Origin of the sequence: Rhodococcus sp. AG1013 (assembly GCF_003350365.1) — a bacterium.
GTDB lineage: Bacteria > Actinomycetota > Actinomycetes > Mycobacteriales > Mycobacteriaceae > Prescottella.
Genome location: NZ_QQAT01000003.1, coordinates 376,239 through 397,475 on the forward strand (window position 1 = coordinate 376,239; position 21,237 = coordinate 397,475).

Consider the following 21,237-nt stretch of genomic DNA (forward strand, 5'->3'; position numbering starts at 1 on the left):
TTGTGAAGCGTGGGGAAGCATGCGGCCAAGCGTGGGTCGGGTCGGAGCGGGACGATTCTGCTGGTAGTCATGGCGTTGGTGCTGCTCGCGGGTGGTGGTCTTCTGGTCTTCCGTGGCCTGCAACCGGAGTCGGCGTCCGCGGCGCCGGTGCCCGAGTCGACGTTCGACTTGTCGCCGGACGGAGTCCACGACCCCGTTGCTGGGCCGGCGCCCGTGATCGGCGACAGCGGGAAGGCGCGTAAGCCGGGTCCGGCGGCGGCGAATCCAGCGGACCGGCCGCAGATTCCGTTCGGTCCGTTGCCGGACGACAGCGTGGTGGTTCCGGCGATCGGGGTGGAGACGGCGCTCGATCCGTTGGGGTTGGCGGCGGACGGGAGTTTGTTGCTGCCTCGGGATGTGAGTGCGGTGACGTACTGGACCGGGTCGGCGCCGATCGAGGCGCCGGATGGCGGGATTCTGGTGGCCGGTCATGTGGACAACGCGAATCAGGGTGAGGGTGCGTTGTATTGGATGCACACGTTGTATCCGGGTGATGCTGTGTATCTGACGAAGGACGGGGTGGTCACCCGGTGGAAGGTGACGCGGATGGAGCGGTTCGTCAAGCAGGTGTTGCCGGAGTGGGTGTTCCAGGGTGCTGGTGGTCCGCGTGAGTTGCATATCGTGACGTGTGGTGGGGAGATCGTGAAGGATGCGCAGGGGCGCGGGACGTATCTGGAGAACGTGGTGGTGACCGCCGTCCCGTTCTGATCCGGTAGTGGTCGCCGCGAGGTTCCCCCAGAACGGTGGACGCGGGGTTGTGGAACACCGACCCGATCCGGGACGATCGCGGTGAATTACTGCTCAATGAAGGTATACCGGTAGTAGTACTCGTGCGTGAACTGATCCCGACGATCCCGTGTTCGGCCATGATCTTCGGCGACCCGTACACTCCACCCGAGGCTCGGTGACATTCGGCGATCTTGACCGCCAACTCTGCCCGCCGCTTCATCCGAAGAATCAATCCTGTTGCTGCAGAACGCGTGCAGTATTCGTAGTGTCCGGAGGGCGATGCCTCGAGCAGGTCAGTCATCCGGGCCTCTACTCGGCGACCTGCTTGCGCAACCGCAGCAACTCGGCGCACTCGGCACCGTCGAGGGGTTGATCACCCTGGGCGGCGGCCGCCTCGATCCGGCGGCGATCGTCCGGCCCGAATCGATCACCCGATGGGATGCTTCGACCTTGCGCTCGGTCTTGAACGACTTTGTGGGTACGTGACCCGTGAACATCGCTTCCCGCGAGATCCTCACCAGCTCGTCCCGTCATCGCATCAGATTCCTTGCGGGACAGTGGTGTACATCACTCACACGCGGTGGAGTGTGCGCCGACACCGCAGTCCGCAGCCACCCCGCCGTCGCGAAAGCGGGCGCCTCCGCCAAACGAATGACCAACGGAGTTGGACGGGCGACCAGTAGATGAGGGTGATTCCGGGGGTGAAGTTTCCGCTCGGCCGCGACTGCTCCATGGTTCGCTCCGCTCTCGCTGGAAGCGACTCAATCGCCCTGTAGCGCAACAGGTTTCGCTACGTACCGGCGCTCGTCTGTGGTCCGAAGGCCCGGAATCAAACGTTGGTTCGGCTCAGCGCGTGTGTCCCCCGATCGTATATATGGATAGTTGTCCAACTTGTGCCGTTCAGTGGAAGGGGTCGAATGGCAAGCCTTGTGGCCGCGTCACGCGCGGCCCGAAGACTGCTCGCCGGTCGCAGCGTCGACATCCGAACTTGCGCGCACTTTGGTGGCGCCGCCCGGGGGTAGTTGCAAGTCGTTCCCGGTCCTCGGGTAGGCCGCCGGAGTGGGGCAGGGCCGATCTGAGAATCCCGTGTGCCAGGTCGGCAGCCTCCGGCAGGTCGATAGAAAATTTGTGTGTGTAACGAAAGGTATAACCCATGCGTAACCGTGTCTTCCTTCGCCGTGCCGGAGAGGGGGTGGTGTCTCGGTGGACGGCGCTGGGGTTGATGTTCATGGCCCTGACCCTGGTCTTGACGTCGTTCTCGCTCGCCCCGGTTGCCTCGGCGGACCCAAGTGAGACCACGACCACCACTCCGGCCACCTCGACGACGAAGGCGCCGCCCGCGTCCACGCCGGAGTCGTCCACGTCTGAGTCGACCGCGACCACGACGAAGGCTCCTGCAACCACGACGACGGCGCCCGCATCGGAGTCGCCCGCGACCACGACGAAGGCGCCGTCCGCGTCCACGTCGAAGTCGCCGTCCGCGTCCACGTCGAAGTCGCCCGCGAGCACGACCAGCGTGGCCCCGACGACGGCGAAGCGAAGCGCGGCGGTCACCCCGCGCGGACTCAATCCCAAGATCGATGTACAGATCACCGACGTTCAGGTCGAGGGGAAGAACGGCCAGCAGATCACGGTCGGCGACTCCGTCACGGTGAAGGGCACCTGGGACGCGAGCAAGGCGGACCCGCAGTCGGGCGACGAGTTTACGATCAAGTTCCCTGCCGAATTGAAGCTCGGGACCAACCCCGCGTTCGTCCTCGAGGGCGACGACGGGACGGCCTGGGGCACCTGCAATCTGGTGGCCGCCACCAATGTCATGACCTGTGTGCTCACCGACGCCGTGACGGATCGCCCCGAAGAAGTGTTCGGCGACTTCGAGGTTTTCACGAAGGCGGTCGAGTACACCACGTCCGAGACGATCGACTTCGAGATCAACGAGAAGGTCGTGCCGGTCGATCTGCCCGGCGAGGGCGGCATCAGCGATGGCCGCGTGATCGGCGAGGCCACGAAGTCCGGCAAGCTCCAGGACAACAAGCAGTCTGTGCGTTGGACCATTGACATCCCCGGCGCCGACCTGGCCGCTCTGGACACAGCTGGCAACGGTTCGGTGACCCTGAGCGACACGCTCTCGAGCAACATGAAGCTGTGCGAGGACGCAGTGCTCAACGCGAAGTTGCTGTCCGGTCGCCCGGGCGATCTCAAGAACGTCCCCGGCGGCGTCGCCGTCACCCAGCCTGGCGGCGCGGGTGCGGTCGGCATCACGATCACTAACGGCGCACCCTTCGAGAAGGACAAGCTCTACCGCGTCGAGTACACCTCGTGCACGACGAGCGGCGAGGTGGATCTCCCCGGGGAGGACGGCCTGCAAGCCGTCTACGACAACTCCGTGAGGATCGGCGGCACGACGGTGAGCGCGCCCGGTGTCGGGCAGGACTGGCGTCCGAAGACTGGGCCGGAGAAGTCCGGCAATCTCCTGCATGGTGAGCGGTACAAGGCGGCCGAGTGGACCATCACGGTCCCGGGCAGCTTCATCGAAACCAGCCCCGGCAAGGTAGTCACCATTGCGGACACTCTCGGTGGCAATCATGCCGTCTGTGAGGAGGGCCTTGGGCTCAAGGTTTGGCGCGCCGACCGTCTGCCCGGGCCGGACGGCTCAGGGCCCAAACGCACCGACGTCACCGGCGAGTTCGACATCGTTTCCACCGCCGCGGCTGGTGCCAAAGACATCTCCGTGACGATCACGCCGAAGGACGCCGGCAAGGTCGACCCGAAGCAGTACTACTACGTGACGTACCGGACCTGCCTCACCGAGGACAAAGTGCCGGACTCCGGAGATGTGTTCACCAACACGGCGACCGTCAACGGCACGCCGGTCAAGGGTTCGGTGAAGGGTCCCGACTTCAACGGCAAGAAGAACGGCAAGATCAACACCGATCCGCGGGAGGTCGCCGGCGAGAAGCAGTCGGCCGGCACCACCATGGACTGGCACGTGGAAATCCCCGGACGCCATCTCGAGGGCCGCAACGATCCCGCGGTCATCACCGACACGTTCTCCGAGACCATGACGGTGTGTGAGGTCAGCGGTGATCTCAAGAAGAACCTCAATCTGAAGGTCATCGCGAAGGACTTCCTCGGCCACAGCGGAGTCAACGCGGAGCGTGACCTGACTGCCGGCACCACGGTCACACGTACCGCCGACGGGATCGATTTCACCCTCCCGAAGGAGGCGAATGACTACAGCCGTGAGACGCGGTACTACATCGACTACACCCTCTGCACCACGAGCGGCGGACTGGACCAGCGCGGCACGGAGTACAGCAACACGCTCGCCTACGAAGGCGGCCCGAATCTTTCGCACGGCGTCAAGCAGGAATGGGGCGGTGGCGGCACCGGCCAAGGTGTGGCGCGAGGCTCGTTCTCGCTGCTGAAGCAGATCGATTCCTCCTCCGAGAAGTTCCCGGAGGGCACCGAGTTCACCGTGAAGGTCGAGGAGTTCGCCCCCGGGAAGAACCCGGAGATGGACAAGCCGTCGGCGACCTACAACGTCAAGGTGAAGGCTGACGGCACGCCGGTCAGTGGCTTCTACCCCCGCGGCACCGGCTGGCAGATCCGCCTGTCCGAGATCGACCTGCCCACGGTCGACGGCGTCTACTTCGAGCAGGGGACGTTCCGCCCGGCGGAGGGCGTGACGCTCAACGCGGACCGCACCCAGGCGCTGGTGACCATCACGCCGAAGAGCAACGTCGGCGTCACCCTTGTCAACAAGGCCGTCCTGGGCTCGGCGAAGATCACCAAGACCGTCATCGGTGAGGCGCTCGGCGCACTCACCGGCAACGAGGCCTTCGTCGTCAATGCGGAGATCGACCTCGGTGACGGTTCCGGTAACGAGATCCGCCCGTTCACGCTGACGCACGGCGGGGTCTTCGATCTGAAGAACCTGCCCATCGGAGCGAAGGTCACCTTCACCGAGGTTCAGCCGACGGACACCGACCGTGTGACGTGGTCGGCGCCCGTCATCGAACCGAAGACGCTCGTCATCGGCACCGATGCGGCAGCGAACACGGTCTCCGTCACCAACGAGGCGAAGATCACGCAGGGCACCTTCGAGCTGAGCAAGAAGCTCACGGGCCCGGAGGCGTTCAACAAGGACGTTCCCAAGACGTTCGACGTGGTCGCCACGTGGACCGACGCGAACAACGTTCCGCAGTCCAAGACGCTGACGCTCCCGTCCGACGGCACCGCGGTTCCGTTCGGTGAGAACCTGCCCGGCGGCACCAAGGTCACGCTGACCGAGACGGTTCCGGCCAACGGCAATGGTCTCGCCTATGGCGTGCCCGCATACACCGGGGATGTCACGATCGGTGAGTCCGGCGTGGTCACCATCGGCAAGGACCTGCGCAAGGTCGAGGTCGTCAACTTCGTCGACAAGAACGACGGCACCCTGCGCATCCTCAAGCAGGTTGAGGGCGAGGCCGCCGGCGAGATCGGCGACGACGTGGAGTTCACGGTCGAGGCCAGCTGGAAGGACGGTGTCAACTACGCCAAGGAGACGCTGACCGTCAAGAAGGGCGTGGCCACGCCGCTGAACGCCAAGCTTCCCGTCGGCACCGAGGTGACCTTCACCGAGGTTGGCCGCCCGGATGTTGCCGGCGTCGAGTGGGGCACGATCCAGTGGGGCACCGACCCCAACGGTGAGTCCTGGCTCAAGGACAACGGCAATGGCTCGGTGACGGGCATCGTGTCCGACGATCCCGCCGAGGGGCGTCTGATCACGCTGACGAACGAGGCCCTGTGGGCCTTCGGCTCGGTCGAGTTCACGAAGTACATCCTCGACGGCGACGACCCCATCCCCGCCACCGAAGCCGACCTGCCCTCAGGCGCGGAGTTCCAGGTTCGGATCGACGGCATCGATCCGGCGCTCCCCGCGGGCACCGATTTCCCGGCGGTGGGCGAGACCATCACCCTCAACGCAGGAAACGGCTTCAGCTGGAAGTCCGGCGACGTGCTGCCGCGGAACACCGTGGTCACCTTCTCCGAGGTCGATCCCAACCCCCTGCCCGGCATCGCCTGGGCGCGGCCGTATTACTGGGTGGCTGAGGACGCCGGCGACGCGGACTACCGCAACACCGTCGCAATCGTGCCCGGAGACGAGGCGAAGGTGGAGATCCACAACCGCCCGATCCCGACCACGGATGTGGATATCGAGAAGATCGTGACCGGCCCCAAGGGCAACCAGGTCACGAAGGGCCAGTCCACGACGTTCCAGGTCACGGCGACATGGACGGACGTCGACGACGAGGCGCGTACCTGCATCCTCGACGTCAAGCCGGGCGCATCGGTCACCCCGACCGCCCAGTGCGACGCCGCCGTCATCGACGGCCGGGTCCAGTTCCCGCTCGACACCGAGATCACCTTCGTCGAGACCGGCGCCGACACTGACGTGACCAACGTCAAGTGGGGCGACGTGGTGTGGGGCGTCAACGAGGGAAGTGCGGACGTCGTCACGATCGACGGCAAGCCGACCGGAGTCTCCGTCACCCTCGCCGGTGACGCGGACGGATCGGTGGTGCTGGGACTCGAGAACAAGACCAGCAGCAACGGGCTGATCATCATTCCGCTCCCCATCCCGATCCCGCCGTGGGGCGGATCGCTGATCCCGCCGGGATCTGGCTCCGAGTGGCCGACCCCTCCGGTCTCCAACCAGCCGGGCGGACCTGGTTCGCCGGAGCAGCCGTCCAAGCCGGGCGACTCCGGACACAACGGTGCTCCGGGTAAGCCGGCTCCGACCCAGCCGGACCAGTCGCCGTCCCTGCCCGTGACGGGGGCGAACGTCATCTGGCTCGCCGGTGTGGGGCTGGCGTTGATCGTCGGCGGCGCATGGCTGACCCTGCGCAACCGCAGGCGGGTGTCCGGCGAGGGATAACCCCCAGCCGGCACACGGTAGCGGGGCGGGTGCGACCTACATACACCTGGTCGCACCCGCCCCGCTCCGCCACACCGATCGAATACCACGCACCAGCCGACCATCTGTCTCGCGGCCGTCCACTCGGCCGCCCTTCGAAGGAGAATTCTCGTGCTCTTCCTCCCGTTCCCGATTGTCATCGGCGACATCCAGACCACCGGTTCCGCCGCGATCGACGGGCTCGGTCGCCTGTCCGTGCTTCTCTATGATCTTCTCGGCGGCACCGGAAGCGTCATGATCAACGCGGGCAGCTAGGTCAACACATCTGTGGAAGGGGCCCCGGTCCGTGAGTGACAGCAAGGTTCCGGGCCCGCATCGGCCGCGGCCGGGCGCAGGGCAGATTCTCGGCGAGCTGCTCCTCACGGCCGGGGTCCTCGTCCTGCTTTTCGTCATCTATGAGGCGTTCTGGACCAATATCGTCTCGGGGCGGCTGCAGGACGATGTCAACGCCCACCTGGAGCAGTCCTGGGGCAACGACTCCGGGGCGGCCGGTGATGAGCCGGTTGCCCCGCTGCCCCCGGCGCTCGGCGAGGGGTTCGCGCGGGTGCACCTCCCCGCCCGCGACACCGTGTACGCCGTCGTCGAGGGCACCCGCAACGAGGACCTGCGGGCCGGCCCCGGCCACTATCCCGAGACGCAGATGCCCGGCGAGGCAGGAAACTTCGCGCTCGCCGGGCATCGTATCGGTACCGGTGCGGTGTTCCAGCACCTGGATCGGCTCGCGTCGTGCGATGCCGTCGTCGTGGAGACCGAGTTCCAATGGATGACCTACCGGCTGCTCCCACTCGAGGCGGCCTCGCCCGAAAGGCGTGCGGCGGCGGAAGCCTGTCTGAGCCCCGAGCAGACCGATCGCGTCTCGGACGGCGACTACGCCCACGTCCTGGGGCGGCACATCACCGTGCCCACCGACGTCGAGGTCGTCAACCCGCTGCCCGGCGCCGCTTGGGTGGAAGCAGCCCCCGGGCTGGAAAGCATGCTGACGCTGACCACGTGCCATCCGCTGTTCTCGAACACCGAGCGCATGATCGTGCATGCCATGCTCGTCGAAACAATCCCCAAGTCCTCGGGCCACGGTCCCGCGGCGTTGCAGGAGCGATGAATGTACGGCTACCTCTGGCACGCGCTCCCCGGCCCCCGGCCGGTGAAGGCACTACTCCTGATCGTCCTCGTTGTCGCGCTCGTGCTGCTGCTCATGGAAGTGGTATTTCCCTGGGTCTCCGAGCACATGCCCTACTCGGACGTCACCGTATAGGCTGCGCCGTCCTGTTCCGGGCTATCCGATCCGGCCGGCGTCGAGAACCGCGAACGAGTGCCCGGGCAGAACGATCGCCGACGCCGTCTCGTCCACCGTCGGCTCCTCCCACCACAGGAGGGGAATCCCGCCGATGGGCACGGTCACCGGGTCGGTGCCCAGATTGCAGGCGATCCGCAGGTCGCCGCGAATGAGTGCGAGCCAGCGTTCGTTCTCGTCGTATTCGACCTTGAGGTGCTCGAGCCACGGGTCGGTCAGATCGGCGCGGCTGTGCCGCAACGCGATCAGTTCCCGATAGCACTCGAGCAACCGTGCGTGCGCCGCGATCGCCGTCTCGCCCCAATCGAGTTTCGATCGCTGGAACGTTCGAGGATCCTGCGGATCCGGGATGTCGGCGCTGTCCCAGCCGTGTTCCGCGAACTCGCGGCGGCGACCCTCCGCGGTCGCCTTCGCGAGTTCGGGTTCGGGGTGAGACGTGAAGTACTGGAAGGGTGTTCGCGCACCCCATTCCTCGCCCATGAACAGCATCGGTGTGTACGGGGAGCACAGGACCAGGGCGGCCTTGATCGCGAGTTGACCCGCGGTGAGGTACGAACCGGGTCGGTCGCCCGTGGCGCGGTTGCCGATCTGGTCGTGGGTGCAGGTGTACGCGAGCAGGGCGTCGGCGGGAATTCGGCGGATGTCGATGGGGCGGCCGTGGTTGCGGCCCCGGAACGTCGAGAAGGTGCCGGCGTGGAAGTAGCCGTGCGTGAGCGTGTGCGACAACGCCTGCAGGGAGCCGAAATCGCCGTAGTATCCCTGCCTTTCGCCGGACACTGCGGCATGGATGGCGTGGTGGACGTCGTCGTCCCACTGCGCGTCGAGGCCGTAGCCACCGGCGGCCCGAGCCGAGATGATCTTGGGGTCGTTGAGGTCGCTCTCCGCGATCAGGGTCAGTGGCCGTCGCAGGTGCGCCGACAGTCGGTGCACCTCCACCGCGAGATCCTCGAGCAGGTGCACGGCGGTGTTGTCGACGAGCGCGTGGACGGCGTCGAGGCGCAGCGCGTCGATGTGGAAGTCGCGGAACCAGCACAGTGCGTTCTCGATGATGTAGCGACGCACCTCGTGGCTGTGCGGGCCGCCCAGGTTCACCTCGCGACCCCACGAGTTGGCGCCGTCCGCGAGATACGGGCCGAACCGGTCCAGGTAGTTGCCGGACGGGCCGAAGTGGTTGTAGACGACGTCGAGGATCACCGCCAGTCCGCGCCGATGGCAGGCGTCGACGAAGCGCTGCAACCCGTCCGGGCCGCCGTAGCCCTCGTGCACCGCGTACCAGAGCACGCCGTCGTAGCCCCAGTTGTGGGTGCCGTTGAAGGCGGCGACCGGCATCAGTTCGACGAATCCGACGCCGAGATCGACGAGGTGATCGAGCCGGGCGATCGCGGCGTCGAACGTGCCCTCCGCCGTGAAGGTGCCGACGTGCAGTTCGTAGACGACGCTGCCCGCCAGTTGGCGGCCCGTCCACGCCGAGTCGGTCCAGCCTGCGGGATCGAGCCGATGCAGCTGCGACGGCAGGTGGACCCCGTCCGGCTGCCGTCGCGAGCGTGGATCGGGCAGCACCGGCGGCGTGCCGTCGAGCACGAATCCGTACCGCGCGCCCGGTTCGGCGGCGACGTCGGCGCGCCACCAGCCGTCGGGGGAGCGGGTCATCTCGTGCGCGTACCCGTCGACCTCGACGCGCACCGAACTCGGAAGGGGGGCCCAGACCTCGAAGGTGTGCACGTGATCAGAATGCACCGATCACGTGCACATCGCAGCCGTCCGGGGGTGGCGTCAGCGAAGCAGCGTGCCGAGATCGACCGGCAGCTGGATGCCGGTGACGTGCCGGGCCTCGTCGGACGCCAGCCATGCGACGGCGTTGGCGATGTCCTCGGGCTGGCTGATCTGGTCCGGCAGGCTGCCCATGAAGATCGGGGCCAGGGTGGTGCTGTACTCCTGGACGAGCGCGTGCATGTCGTTGACCTGCATGCCGGTCTCGACACCGTTGGGATGGACGGTGTTGACGCGGATGTTGTGTGCGCCCAATTCCACCGCGAGGGTCTTCGCGAGTCCGGTGACGCCGTGCTTGCTGGCGACGTAGTGCCCGAGGAACGGCAGGCCGCGCAGGCCGGCGACCGAACTCGTGATGACGATGGAGCCGCCCTCGCCCTGCTCGATGAGGTGCGGGATCGCGGCCTTGACGGTGTGGAAGACGCCGGTGAGGTTGACGTCGAGGGTCTCCTGCCACTGCTCGGGGGTGATCTCCCACGACATGGCGCCCGAGCAGATGCCGGCGTTCGCGACCACGACGTCGAGGCGGCCGAGGGTGCCGATGCCGTCGGCGAGGGCGGCCGCGAGCGCGTCGAAGTCCCGGACATCGGTCTTGGTGGCGACGATCTTGCGGCCCAGACCTTCGACGAGGGCGACGGTCTCGGCGAGATCGGCCTCGGTCGCGCCGTCGTAGGCGGTGGAGTCGAAATCCGCGCACGCGTCGAGCGCGATGATGTCGGCACCCTCGGACGCGAGCCGGACCGCCTCGGCGCGACCCTGGCCGCGGGCGGCTCCGGTGATGAAAGCGACCTTGCCGACGAAACGGTTCGCGCTCATGGGTATGTCCTCCAGTCCTTGACGGTCATGTGACCTGGACCATATTCGGCCGATGGGGTGCGCGGACGTGCATTCTCGGTGACCGGGAGCACAATCGACGGTGGACCGAGGAGGTGCCGCCGTGAATCAACCTCGAGGCGTCGGAGTGACCGCGGTGTTCGTCGCAGCGGCCCGCGCGATGGAGAGCGGTCGCGCCGACAGATTGTTCGACGACCCGTGGGCCGGTGAATTCGTCAGAGCATCCGGCTGGAATCCGCCGACCGATCAGATGGACGACGGCAGCCGCGAGGAGCTGACGACGTGGGTCGCGGTGCGGACGAAGTTCCTCGACGACTTCGTGTTGGACGCCGTTGCGGCGGGCTGTCGGCAGCTCGTCCTCCTCGGCGCCGGCCTGGACACGCGCGCTTTCCGGCTGCCCTGGCCGCAGCCGGTGACCGTCTACGAACTCGATACCGCCGAGATGGTGCAGTTCAAGGACGCCGTCCTGGACGGTGTCTCGCCCGCGCAGGCGGCCCGCGTCACGGTGCCGATCGACCTGCGCGACGACTGGCCCGCGGCCCTGCGCGGAGCCGGGTTCGGTCCCGACGTCCCCACAGCCTGGATCCTCGAGGGTCTGCTGGCGTATCTACCCGAGGACGGCGTGGACGCCCTGATGCGGCACGTGGGGGAGTTGTCGGGAGCGGGAAGTGCGATCGGCGCCACCATTACCAACGTCGACTTCACGGCGGCGATGGACGACGCACCGCTGTTCCGGGGTAGCCCCCTCCGTCGGCGCGACTGGCTCGCCCTGTTGCACTCGAACGGTCCCGCGGATCCGGAGGCCTGGTTCGACTCGTACGGTTGGCGTGCCACCGCTGTGACCGTCGACGACCTCGCGCGGCGGTACGGGCGTGTGCTGCCCGAACACTCGGTGCTGAAGCAGTTGCGGCCGGGAAACCGGTGGTTGGTGTCGGCCGTGAGGAAGTGAGATCGCGGGGCGGACGGCAGCGGTCGCATCGAAAAATGCTCGCCGGTGCCGCTACCGGTGATGGGGTGGACGCGGTTGTGCGGAAGCGTTCGCAGTCTTGTTCCTGGATCAGGGCTCCTCGGCGTTCAATTCGTCCAGTACGAGCCGCAGCGGCGACCATTGTTCGCGACCGCGGCGAATGACGGCATAGGTTCGCATGATCACCTCGAGATCGTCGAGGCTCCTGACCCGTACCTCGGAGTGCTGGCGGGTGCGCTCGAGGGGGAGCAAACCGACGCCGTGGCCCGCGGCGATGAGATCGTCGATGAGCTCGAGGCTGTCGATGTGGTGGGTAATCCGGGGAGTGAAGCCGGCCATGGAGGCGAGGATGCGTAGGACCTCTTCGTCTGCAGTGTTGCGCGAGTTGACGATCCAGTTGCTGCCTGCGTATGAGGACAGCGGGCCGGGGCGCTGGGCCGCATGTGTGCCGAGGCCCCATTTCATCGTCCAGAGTGCGGTCGCGCTGAAGTCGTTGCGAAGTGTCGCCGGAGCGAGGTTGTAGTCGTACGTGAGCGCGATGTCGACGTCGTCGCGGGCGAGCCGTTCGAGAGCCTCGAACGGCTCGTGCTCGGCGATCATGACCGTCACCGCCGATTGAGCCGCCCCGAGCCGAGCGATGGTCGGCAACAGCGAGCGCCGAATGGCGGACGCGAAGCCCGCTACACGCACCGTACCGGCCGGCGCTGCGTCCACGTCGAGATCCACTATCGCGGCATCGACCGCGGCCAGGATCGTCACCGCGTGCTCGGCGAGTCGCCGGCCCGCCGGGGTCAGGCGCACCCGTCGACCGTCGGGTTCTGTCAGCGGCGTGCCGATCCTTCGGGCCAGCGCCGCAATATGTTGGGAGACAGAAGAAGTGGTCATTCCGAGCTCGTCGGCGACCTCGCGCATCGAACCCCACCGGGACAGTTCGAGAAGGATGCGGAGTCGGTGCAGGTCCATGCAGGCATTGTTCAGGATTCGTGAACGATCAGTCCACTTTATTCGCGTGGAGTTTGACGGATGAGTTCGGTTCACTGACGTAATGACGACGATCGAGGCCCGAAGTGCATCGCGGGCCGGAGCCGGGATGGCGCTCTCTGCGATGCTGTGCGTGCAGCTGGGTCTCGCGGCCTCGGTTGCGCTCATCGACCAGGTGGGTGTAGCCGGTGCCGCCTGGCTACGGCTCGCCTGGGCCGGTCTCCTCCTCGTCGCGATCGTTCGACCACGTCCAGAGCAGTTCACTCGCCGCGCATTTCGTTCCGCGGCGGCACTGGGTGTGGCCACTGCCGGCATGACGATGCTGTTCATGGCCGCCGCGTCGCGGATCCCTCTCGGAACTGCGAGTGCACTGGAGTTTCTCGGACCCCTGGGGATCGCGGTGACCCGAACCCGCGGAGTCGGCCGGCTGTGGGCGCTGGTCGCCGGCGGCGGTGTCGTGCTGCTGACGCAACCCTGGAGCGGCCACGTCGATCCGACGGGTGCGGGTTTCGCACTGGGCGCTGCCGTGTGTTGGGCGGCATACATCTTGCTCACGCAGAAGGTCGGTGACGAGGTGGGCGGCCTTGCCGGCCTGTCCATCTCGATGCCGGTCGCCGGGGTTGTCACGACGTTGGTAGCAGCGCCGGACGTCTTCGCGCGCCTGACACCGCAGCTCGTACTCCTCGGCCTCGGGCTTGCGGTGCTGCTCCCGGTGGTGCCCTATGCGCTGGAGTTGGTTGCGCTGCGCCGCCTCGACGCGGGGACGTTCGGCACACTGATGAGCCTCGAACCTGCGATCGCGGCTCTCATCGGACTCGTGGCGCTACGGCAGATCCCGAATCCCCTGGCCGTACTCGGCATCGGCTTCGTCGTGGCCGCGGGGATCGGCGCGCAACGCGGCGGCGCGAGAGCGCCCGCAGCCCTCGACCCGAGCGGAGAAGCCTCGGGTGACGTGGGCGCGCACACATCCCGCCGCTGCCGGCGTATCCGTCCGCCAGCCGGCGGGGGTGGTCGTCGCGGCGGACGGTACGCTACCAGCGATCAAACGTCTGTCGGGCGCGATGGCTCCGAGTGAGCTCCTCTCACGCGTAGCGCGGCTACTACGTGCTGTAGTACATTCTTGCTTGCGCAACCGCGCAACGACATTCGGATGAGGAGTGGTTATGGGTTCTTCTGATGCAGACCTCGCGTTGATCAAGCAGATTCAGCCTGTCGTGAGTGGTATCGGCGGCGTACTCGCGGGTGTCGGCGCACTGCTCGGCCTGATCGGTGCGCTCGCCACCTTCAGCTGAGAAATGGTCCGACTTCACGTCTGGTGTTGAAGTAGTAGCGCGCCCCATCCTTGGGGCGTAGGGGTTGCTGAAGGTCGTTGCCACACCCGGCTGGTCGGGTACGGTAGCGACCTTCAGTGCTGCGACGGCGTCGGGCGCGCACGCGAAGCGGGCAAGACTCGACTCGTCACGGCCGGTCCAGTCGCACCAGCAGTGCCACGGGCAGTCGTTCGAACATCTTCGTCAGCGGAGCAGCCCCGGCATACAGTTCGCCGGTGAGCCGGTCAAACCAGCTTCCGTTCGGTAGTGCGATGCTGGAACTGCCCCAACCGGTTTCATTGAGTCGCACGCTGTGCCGCGTGGCGAGGACGATGACGTCCGACGCCTGACCGGCCGGGCCGCGAGCGAAGCCGACGAGATGAGCGTGGGCGGGTCCGACGCCGAACATGGGGCGGTAGTGGCCTCCGACGAAGCTGTCCGGGCGTTCGCGGCGCAGTCGCAGCGCGGTGCGGGTGACGTGCAACTTCGCGGCACCCGATCCGTCGAGGGGCGGCGTCTCGACGCCGGGGGTGTCCATCGACTGCAGCAGCCTCCGGCGAGGCCGATAGTCCACCGGCCGCCGGTTGTCCGGATCGACCAGCGAGTCCTCCCACAACTCCGTGCCCTGGTAGACGTCCGGGACGCCCGGTCCGCACAGTTGCAGCAGCTTCTGTCCCAACGCGTCGGACCATCCGTGCGGGGCGAGTTGCTGCGCGATCCGGCCGATGCTGCGGCCGACCGGTCCGTCGGCGACCCTGTCGAGCCAGGTGTGCAGCGCGGTCTCGAAATGCTGGTCGACGTCCGTCCAGGCGGTGCGTAGTCCGGCCTCGCGGGTGGCCTTCTCCGCATACTGGTGGAGTCGTCCCCGCAGGGCGGACGTCGGGACCGATCCGTCCGCCGGCCACACTCCGAACATGTTCTGCCACAGGAAGAGTCCGGTGGTGCCGTCGGGGCTCGGGGTGGACATCTCCCAGTCGGCGACGCAGCGAGCCCACAGTTCCGGAACCTGCGACAGCACCCCGATGCGCGCGCGGACGTCCTCGCCGCGTTTGGTGTCGTGCGTCGACAGTGTCGTCATCGTCCTCGGCCACAGCCGGGCGCGTTCGGCGGCGCGGAGGTGGAACTCGGCGGGGGAGCAGCCGAACCGGCCGGGATCGCCGCCGACCTCCAGCAGTGAGACGAGCCGGGAGGTGCGGTAGAACAGGCAGTCCTCGACCGCCTTGGCGGTCAGCGCGCCGCACACCTGATGGAAGCGGGTGCTCGCTTCGCTGGCCGCATCCGTGAGCGCGCCGGCCAGGGTCGTCAGCGCGGCGGCCCACTCGGGGTGCCGATCGAGTGTCTCCCCGATCATCCGGGGGATCGTGCCCGCCAGTGGTGCGTAGTCGGCGCGATAGACCGGCATGTGGACGAGTACCTCGACGAGCGCATCGCGCAACTGGTCCGGGTTGCAGAAGGTCGGCGAGTCGCGCAGTACCGCCCGCACCAGGCGCCGCACCTCGGGCGCCAACTCGGTGCGCGCGGCACGCCGTCGGAGTTCGATTCCGTTGTCGCGCAGCCAGGCCGCATCGCCGGGTGCCCCCGCACGGTCGGCCAGCGCTGTCAGCGTCGCCTCACCGGCAGGGTCGACGAACACGCCGCCGTACTCGGCGAGGGCGTTGTATCCGGTGGTTCCGTCGATCGGCAGCGTCGGGTCGAGCGGTTCCCCGGCCGCGAGGACCTTCTCGGCGAGCAGCCAACGGTCGGTGCCGATCACCTCCCGCAGGGTGCGCAGGTAGCGGGACGGATCGCTCAGGCCGTCCGGGTGGTCGACGCGGACGCCGTCGACCAGTTCGTCGCGCACCCACGACGCGAACTGGTGGTGCGTCGTGTCGAACACCCGCTGATCCTCCTGCCGGAGCGCGGCGAGGTCGTTGATCGCGAAGAACCTCCGATATCCCACCGCCCCGTCGCGCCAGCCGACGAGCCGATACGCCTGCCGGTCGTGGACCTCGCGGGGGTTGCCGTCCTCGGTGCCGGGAGCGATGGGGAACCGCTGGTCGCCGAGCGCGAGCATCGGGGTGCCCCGGTCGTGGTCGAAACTCAAACCGCCGAGGTCGGATTCATCGGCCAGGACGGGCAGTGCGATTCGCCCGTCCGCCCCGTTGTCCTCGCGCCAGTCGACGTCGAAGAACCGGGCGAACGGCGACCGTCGGCCGTTGGTCAGCACGTCCCACCACCAACGGTTCTCCCGTGGCCGGCCGACGCCGACGTGATTGGGCACCAGATCGACGATCAGCCCCATGTCGCGTTCGGCGAGTTCCGCGGACAGTGCGACCAGTGCCGCCCGCCCCCCGATTTCGGCCGAGACCGTGGTCGGGTCGATGACGTCGTACCCGTGCGTCGATCCGGCGGTGGCGGTGAGGATGGGCGAGAGATACAGGTGGGAGACGCCGAGCCGGTCCAGGTAGTCGGCCAGGCGCCGGGCGTCGTCGAGGGTGAACGCGTCACCGCGCAGCTGGAGCCGGTAGGTGGCGGTGATCGGCCTCATGGCATTCGGTCCCGGCGCAGTACCAGCAGGGAGCGGGACGGGACGGCGATGGAGTCACCCGGCGCGACAACGACATCGGTGCCCCCCGTCGGTGCGGTGGTGTCCAGTTCGCCGGTCCATGGGGAGTCGACCTCGCCGTGCGGCACGGTGAACTCGAGGGCGTCGTCGTGGGCGTTGAACAGCAACAGGAAGGAGTCGTCGACCACCCGACGGCCGCGCTGGTCGGGTTCCGGTATCGCGTCTCCGCCGAGATAGACCGCCAGGCCCTTGCCGAACGCGCTGTCCCAGTCCGCGGTGGTCATCTCGCGTCCCGACGGAGTCAACCACGCGATGTCGCGGCTGTGCTCGGCGTCGCGTACCGGGCGGCCCGCGAAGAACCGCCGCCGGCGGAACACGGGGTGCGTCGATCGCAGGGCGCTGACCCGTCGGGTGAACTCGACCAGGTCCGCGTTGGCGTCGAGGAGCGTCCAGTCCATCCACGACAGCGTCGAGTCCTGGCAGTAGACGTTGTTGTTGCCCTGTTGGGTGCGCCCCATCTCGTCGCCGTGGGCGAGCATCGGTGTGCCCTGGCTGAGCAGGAGCGTGGCGAGGATGTTCCGGCGCTGGCGGGCGCGCAGGGCGAGGATTCCGGGGTCGTCGGTGGGGCCCTCGACGCCGCAGTTCCAGGACCGGTTGTGGCTCTCGCCGTCCCGGTTGTCCTCGCCGTTGGCCGCGTTGTGCTTCTCGTCGTAGGACACCAGGTCGGCGAGCGTGAAGCCGTCGTGGGCGGTCACGAAATTGATGCTCGCCCCGGGGCGCCGCCCGGTTGCCTCGTACAGGTCCGACGACCCGGTCAGGCGCGAGGCGAACTCACCGAGTGTCGACGGCTGACCGCGCCAGTAGTCGCGCACGGTGTCGCGGTACTTGCCGTTCCACTCGGTCCACAGGCCGGGGAAGTTGCCGACCTGGTAGCCGCCCTCGCCCACGTCCCACGGCTCGGCGATCAGCTTGACCTGACTCACCACCGGATCCTGCTGGACGAGGTCGAAGAACGCGGAAAGCCGGTCCACGTCGTGCAACTCGCGGGCGAGGGTGGACGCGAGGTCGAACCGGAAGCCGTCGACGTGCATCTCGGTGACCCAGTACCGCAGCGAATCCATGATCAGCTGCAGGGTGTGCGGATGCCGGGCACCCAGACTGTTCCCGGTGCCGGTGTAGTCCTTGTAGAGTTCGGGGTCCTCGTCGTCGAGCCGGTAGTAGGCGGCGTTGTCGATGCCGCGGAACGCGATGGTGGGCCCGCGGTGATCACCCTCCGCGGTGTGGTTGTAGACGACGTCGAGGATGACCTCGATGCCTGCCTCGTGGAAGGTGCGCACCATCGCCTTGAACTCGGTGACGACACCGCTCGGCTTCGTCACCGACGAATACTCGGCGTGCGGGGCGAGGAACCCGAAAGTGTTGTAGCCCCAGTAGTTCCGCAGGCCCTGGTCCAGCAGGATCTGGTCGTGCATGAACTGGTGGACCGGCATCAGCTCGACCGCGGTGACTCCCAACGAGCGCAAGTGCTCGATGACCGCCGGATGGGCCAGCCCGGCGTACGTGCCGCGCAGTTCCTCCGGCACCTCCGGGTGCGTCGCAGTCATCCCCTTGACGTGGGTCTCGTAGATGAGGGTCTCGTGATACGGCGTCCGCGGCGGCCGGTCCGCGGCCCAGTCGAAGTACGGGTTGATCACGACGGTGGTCATGGTGTGCCCCAACGTGTCCTCGCCGAACGTGTACAGCGACGAATCTCCGTCGAAGGCTCCGTCGAACGCCTTGCCGTACGGGTCCAGCAGCAGCTTCGACGGATCGCACCGCAGACCCGCCGCCGGGTCGTGTGGCCCGTGGACCCGGAAGCCGTAGCGCTGACCGGGGGTGACCGTGGGCAGGTACGCGTGCCACACGTACCCGTCAACCTCGTCGAGCGGGATGCGGGTCTCGGTCCCGTCTCGCGCAATCAGGCACAGTTCGACCGCGTCGGCCACCTCGGAGAAGAGCGAGAAGTTGGTGCCGCCACCGTCGTAGGTCGCGCCCAGTGGATACGCACTGCCCGGCCACACGTCCAACGAGGCGTCGCTGCGTTCCATGCTGCAGAACCCTAGCCGGAACGGCCTCGAGGCACCGCAAACCTGCGGCCGTCAATGTTGGGAAAACCACACCTGAACTGCGAACTTCCGGGCCGATTCCGATGGCGGCGGAGGCCCCTGCGGCGCTAGTCTCGGCGGACATGGACGAGTCGAGCGTGAATCCCGGACGGCTGCAGGCCACCTTCGATCCCGCGCTCGGGACGCTCGTGTGGTGGGGTGTCGACGACGTCGAGGCGGCGCTGGCGGACAACGGACTACCGGCGGGGCGGCCCACGACGTGCCGGCTCGCGGTGCCCGTCGACGGCACGAGGGTGGAACCACGCACGGTGGAGGCGCGGGCGGTGGACCTGCCGGCCGTGTTGCCCGCCCTCCGCGGGTTGCGGCCCGAACACGAAGGGCTCGGCGTGTCGGTGTCGGTGTGGCGCGAGGCCGCCCGGTTGTCCGGACGGGGCGATGCGGCCTGTACCGAACTGGCCGACGCGATGCCGGTGGCCGCACACGCGACCCTCGACGCGGGGGAGTCGGCTGTCCCGTCGGCGGCGGTGTCGCTCCGTCAGTTCCTCGACGCCGCCGCGCTCGTCGGCGATCTGGAGACGGCCGGGATCCAGGCGACCCTGCGCCCCTATCAGATTCACGGTGTGGGCTGGCTCCGGGCGTTGGCGGGCGAGGGCGGCGGGATCCTCGCGGACGAGATGGGCCTCGGCAAGACGCTGCAGGCCGTCGCCCTGCTCGCGATGCGTGCGGACGCGGGCCCGCATCTGGTGGTGTGCCCGACATCGGTGATCGGCAACTGGCGTCGTGAACTGGGTCGCTTCGTACCGGACCTGCCGGTGGTGGTCTTCCACGGTGCGAACCGCGCACTGCCGGTGACGCTCCCGAACAGAACGGTGATGCTGACCAGCTACACCGTCCTGCGGTCCGACGCCGACGCGTTGTCCGACGTCGCCTGGGACTCGGTGGTTTTCGACGAAGCCCAGCAGATCAAGAATCCGGCCGCGCAGGCAGCCAAGGCCGCGGCTCGGCTGCCGGCGACGCTGAAGGTGGCGATGACCGGCACTCCGGTCGAGAACCGGCTCGAGGAGCTGTGGTCGCTGCTCCACGTCACCAATCCGGGGGTCCTCGGGACCCGGGCCCGGTTCCGTCAGCGGTTCGCGACCCCGATCGAGTCCGGCCGGTCGCGGACCGCCGCGCAACGGCTCAACGCCGTGATCGCCCCGTACGTTCTGCGCCGTACCAAGGCGCAGGTCGCGACCGACCTGCCGCCGAAGCAGTACTCGACGGTCGCGTGCACGTTGACCGACGAGCAGTCCCGGCTCTATCGCGCCGCCGTCGAGAGTGCGTTCGCCGACGGCCTGGGCAGCGGCATCGCGCGCCACGGCAACGTGCTCGCGCTGCTCACCAGGCTCAAACAGGTGTGCAATCACCCCGCGCAGCTGACCGGAGCGGACGACCGGGACCTGGTGGGGCGTTCCGGAAAGTTCGATCGGGCAACCGAAATGCTCGCCGAGATCGTCGCGGACGGCGACCGGGCACTGGTGTTCACGCAGTACCGGACGATGGGTGAGTTGCTGTCCGCGCACCTGAGCTCGGAACTCGGCCTGGGCACGGTGCCGTTCCTGCACGGGGGCCTCGGCGCGGAGCGCCGCGACGAACTCGTCGAGACCTTCCAGTCCTCGCCCGACGGGCCGCCGATCCTGATTCTCAGTCTCCGCGCCGCCGGGTTCGGACTCAATCTCACCCGGGCCAGTCATGTGCTGCACTATGACCGCTGGTGGAACCCCGCCGTGGAGGACCAGGCCACCGACCGGGCGCACCGGATCGGGCAGCGCCGCACCGTCAATGTGCATACCCTCGTCACCGGGGGGACGATCGAGGACCACATCGCCGCGATGCACCACTCGAAACGAGCCGTCGCCGAATCTGTTTCGGGGAACCCGGAGGCGGTGCTCGCCAAGCTGCCCGACGCCGAACTGCGCGCCCTGCTGGACCTCGACACGCTCGGAGCGAACTGATGGCCATCAAGTTCGGTGTCACCGCGTGGGGCCGTGTGTGGCTCCGCACCATCGAGTCGACCACCGCGTCGTCGTCGAACTCGCTGCTGCCGCAGGCTCGTACGCTGTCCGGTAACGGCTCCGTCGTTCTCACTGTCGCCGAGGCCGGCCGGATCCGCGCGGACGTGACCGTCCGCGGCAAGGCCTTCCCGGTCGGGATCGACGTACCGCTGTGGGACAGGCGCGAGTCCGCCACTGTTCGCGCCACGGTCGCTCGCGCCGGCGCCGACGACCGCCGGGTCGCTGCGGGTGAACTGCCCGACGGTCTGGTCGCCGAGTTGGTCGACAAGGGCATCTCGTTGACCGGCGATGTCGCCGATCACGCCGGTACCTGCGCGTGCACGGGGCGCCGGAAGCCGTGCCTCCACCATCTCGCGGCTATCTACCAATTGGTGCAACGGATCGACGAGGAGCCCGCTCTCGCGGTCGCGCTGCGGGAACGCCGATCCGCGACCGCCGCACGTTTCGCCGAGGGTTCGTCGTCGGACTGGATACCGCTGTCCCGGATCGACGTCGCACGGTACTACGGCGTCTGACCGAGAGCCGGTACTGCTCCCGCGCCTGTGCGGTTCGCACAACGGAGCGGGATCGGCTGGGGTCCTGACACGACGACGCCGCTTCGACGCCGGTGACACTTCCTGGGTCCTGATCTGCGCCGCCCTCGTGCTGTT

At 67.7% G+C, this 21,237-nt stretch carries 16 protein-coding genes; 10 read left to right on the forward strand and 6 right to left on the reverse strand.

What is annotated here, in order from left to right; genetic code table 11:
• Positions 1–9 precede the first annotated feature (9 nt).
• On the forward strand, positions 10–747 hold the full coding sequence (locus tag DEU38_RS06745) for a class F sortase (RefSeq protein WP_258557656.1): 738 nt from the start codon (positions 10–12) through the stop codon (positions 745–747).
• Positions 748–1,668: 921 nt separating this feature from the next.
• Here the strand turns inward: DEU38_RS06745 and DEU38_RS29010 are convergent.
• Complete coding sequence (locus DEU38_RS29010) at positions 1,669–2,322, reverse strand: hypothetical protein (protein ID WP_258557657.1); 654 nt, start codon at positions 2,320–2,322, stop codon at positions 1,669–1,671.
• Here DEU38_RS29010 and DEU38_RS06755 point away from each other — a divergent pair.
• The 4 genes from DEU38_RS06755 to DEU38_RS28320 all read left to right on the forward strand — a co-directional run bounded on the left by DEU38_RS06755 (position 2,285) and on the right by DEU38_RS28320 (position 7,982).
• Complete coding sequence (locus tag DEU38_RS06755) at positions 2,285–6,691, forward strand: DUF5979 domain-containing protein (RefSeq protein ID WP_258557658.1); 4,407 nt, start codon at positions 2,285–2,287, stop codon at positions 6,689–6,691. The two genes, DEU38_RS29010 and DEU38_RS06755, sit on opposite strands and share 38 nt — an antisense overlap.
• Positions 6,692–6,841: 150 nt before the next feature.
• Positions 6,842–6,985, forward strand: coding sequence for a hypothetical protein (locus DEU38_RS28315; RefSeq protein WP_174910925.1), 144 nt, complete (start codon positions 6,842–6,844; stop codon positions 6,983–6,985).
• A gap of 31 nt (positions 6,986–7,016) precedes the next feature.
• Complete coding sequence (locus DEU38_RS06760; protein WP_114719326.1) at positions 7,017–7,829, forward strand: class E sortase; 813 nt, start codon at positions 7,017–7,019, stop codon at positions 7,827–7,829.
• Positions 7,830–7,982, forward strand: coding sequence for a hypothetical protein (locus DEU38_RS28320; RefSeq protein ID WP_174910919.1), 153 nt, complete (start codon positions 7,830–7,832; stop codon positions 7,980–7,982).
• A 21-nt stretch (positions 7,983–8,003) separates the two neighbouring features.
• Here DEU38_RS28320 and treZ read toward each other — a convergent pair whose 3' ends face one another.
• Both treZ and DEU38_RS06770 read right to left on the reverse strand, forming a co-directional pair.
• The gene (gene treZ / locus DEU38_RS06765; RefSeq protein ID WP_114719327.1) at positions 8,004–9,743 is read right to left on the reverse strand and encodes a malto-oligosyltrehalose trehalohydrolase; all 1,740 of its coding nucleotides are present in this window, start codon (positions 9,741–9,743) and stop codon (positions 8,004–8,006) included.
• Between the two features lie 51 nt (positions 9,744–9,794).
• On the reverse strand, positions 9,795–10,607 hold the full coding sequence (locus DEU38_RS06770) for a mycofactocin-coupled SDR family oxidoreductase (RefSeq protein ID WP_114719328.1): 813 nt from the start codon (positions 10,605–10,607) through the stop codon (positions 9,795–9,797).
• A gap of 121 nt (positions 10,608–10,728) precedes the next feature.
• On the opposite strand from DEU38_RS06770, the gene DEU38_RS06775 reads away from it, so the two are divergent.
• Positions 10,729–11,574 (forward strand): SAM-dependent methyltransferase, encoded by an 846-nt coding sequence (locus tag DEU38_RS06775; RefSeq protein WP_147283473.1) that lies wholly within the window; start codon positions 10,729–10,731, stop codon positions 11,572–11,574.
• A 108-nt stretch (positions 11,575–11,682) separates the two neighbouring features.
• Here the strand turns inward: DEU38_RS06775 and DEU38_RS06780 are convergent, their stop codons facing one another.
• Positions 11,683–12,555 carry a LysR family transcriptional regulator gene (locus DEU38_RS06780; protein WP_114719330.1) on the reverse strand — a complete coding sequence of 291 codons (873 nt, stop codon included), beginning with the start codon at positions 12,553–12,555 and terminating at the stop codon, positions 11,683–11,685.
• An 82-nt stretch (positions 12,556–12,637) separates the two neighbouring features.
• On the opposite strand from DEU38_RS06780, the gene DEU38_RS06785 reads away from it, so the two are divergent.
• On the forward strand, positions 12,638–13,648 hold the full coding sequence (locus tag DEU38_RS06785) for a DMT family transporter (RefSeq protein WP_114719331.1): 1,011 nt from the start codon (positions 12,638–12,640) through the stop codon (positions 13,646–13,648).
• A gap of 88 nt (positions 13,649–13,736) precedes the next feature.
• On the forward strand, positions 13,737–13,865 hold the full coding sequence (locus tag DEU38_RS29015; RefSeq protein WP_258557659.1) for a hypothetical protein: 129 nt from the start codon (positions 13,737–13,739) through the stop codon (positions 13,863–13,865).
• A 166-nt stretch (positions 13,866–14,031) separates the two neighbouring features.
• On the opposite strand, the gene treY is transcribed toward DEU38_RS29015, so the two are convergent.
• Both treY and glgX read right to left on the reverse strand, forming a co-directional pair.
• Complete coding sequence (gene treY / locus DEU38_RS06790) at positions 14,032–16,410, reverse strand: malto-oligosyltrehalose synthase (RefSeq protein WP_114719332.1); 2,379 nt, start codon at positions 16,408–16,410, stop codon at positions 14,032–14,034.
• Positions 16,407–18,515 carry a glycogen debranching protein GlgX gene (glgX, locus tag DEU38_RS06795; protein WP_114719333.1) on the reverse strand — a complete coding sequence of 703 codons (2,109 nt, stop codon included), beginning with the start codon at positions 18,513–18,515 and terminating at the stop codon, positions 16,407–16,409. The genes treY and glgX overlap by 4 nt, the downstream gene beginning before the upstream one ends.
• Before the next feature lie 140 nt (positions 18,516–18,655).
• Here glgX and DEU38_RS06800 point away from each other — a divergent pair, with 140 nt between their 5' ends.
• The gene (locus DEU38_RS06800) at positions 18,656–20,527 is read left to right on the forward strand and encodes a DEAD/DEAH box helicase (RefSeq protein WP_114719334.1); all 1,872 of its coding nucleotides are present in this window, start codon (positions 18,656–18,658) and stop codon (positions 20,525–20,527) included.
• A complete protein-coding gene (locus DEU38_RS06805) occupies positions 20,527–21,102 on the forward strand; it encodes a hypothetical protein (RefSeq protein ID WP_114719335.1) in 576 nt (191 codons plus the stop codon). The genes DEU38_RS06800 and DEU38_RS06805 overlap by 1 nt, the downstream gene beginning before the upstream one ends.
• Positions 21,103–21,237 lie beyond the last annotated feature (135 nt).